The sequence below is a fragment of the Vibrio sp. 704 genome, from assembly GCF_033339295.1.
On record NZ_JAWOUH010000122.1, the window covers coordinates 1 to 1,065 of the forward strand.

Consider the following 1,065-nt stretch of genomic DNA (forward strand, 5'->3'; position numbering starts at 1 on the left):
TTCTCTGGTTCTGAAATCCATCCCTGTCGGTGTTGCTTATGCAGTCTGGTCGGGACTCGGCGTCGTCATAATTACAGCCATTGCCTGGTTGCTTCATGGGCAAAAGCTTGATGCGTGGGGCTTTGTAGGTATGGGGCTCATAATTGCTGCCTTTTTGCTCGCCCGATCCCCATCGTGGAAGTCGCTGCGGAGGCCGACGCCATGGTGACGGTGTTCGGCATTCTGAATCTCACCGAGGACTCCTTCTTCGATGAGAGCCGGCGGCTAGACCCCGCCGGCGCTGTCACCGCGGCGATCGAAATGCTGCGAGTCGGATCAGACGTCGTGGATGTCGGACCGGCCGCCAGCCATCCGGACGCGAGGCCTGTATCGCCGGCCGATGAGATCAGACGTATTGCGCCGCTCTTAGACGCCCTGTCCGATCAGATGCACCGTGTTTCAATCGACAGCTTCCAACCGGAAACCCAGCGCTATGCGCTCAAGCGCGGCGTGGGCTACCTGAACGATATCCAAGGATTTCCTGACCCTGCGCTCTATCCCGATATTGCTGAGGCGGACTGCAGGCTGGTGGTTATGCACTCAGCGCAGCGGGATGGCATCGCCACCCGCACCGGTCACCTTCGACCCGAAGACGCGCTCGACGAGATTGTGCGGTTCTTCGAGGCGCGGGTTTCCGCCTTGCGACGGAGCGGGGTCGCTGCCGACCGGCTCATCCTCGATCCGGGGATGGGATTTTTCTTGAGCCCCGCACCGGAAACATCGCTGCACGTGCTGTCGAACCTTCAAAAGCTGAAGTCGGCGTTGGGGCTTCCGCTATTGGTCTCGGTGTCGCGGAAATCCTTCTTGGGCGCCACCGTTGGCCTTCCTGTAAAGGATCTGGGTCCAGCGAGCCTTGCGGCGGAACTTCACGCGATCGGCAATGGCGCTGACTACGTCCGCACCCACGCGCCTGGAGATCTGCGAAGCGCAATCACCTTCTCGGAAACCCTCGCGAAATTTCGCAGTCGCGACGCCAGAGACCGAGGGTTAGATCATGCCTAGCATTCACCTTCCGGCCGCCCGCTA

The 1,065-nt window shown here is 60.6% G+C and carries 2 protein-coding genes; both read left to right on the plus strand.

What is annotated here, in order from left to right:
• Positions 1-208: DMT family transporter (locus R7R24_RS24875; RefSeq protein ID WP_000313105.1), on the plus strand; the 208-nt coding region annotated here is incomplete at its 5' end.
• Entirely contained in the window at positions 202-1,041 is an 840-nt protein-coding gene (gene sul1 / locus R7R24_RS24880) for a sulfonamide-resistant dihydropteroate synthase Sul1 (RefSeq protein WP_000259031.1), read from the plus strand. The genes R7R24_RS24875 and sul1, both read left to right, overlap by 7 nt.
• The last annotated feature ends 24 nt before the right edge of the window (positions 1,042-1,065 follow it).

Excerpts from the sequence above, each read along its gene's own strand:
- sul1 (WP_000259031.1), top strand. The coding sequence starts at position 202 with ATGGTGACGGTGTTCGGCATTCTGAATCTCACCGAGGACTCCTTCTTC.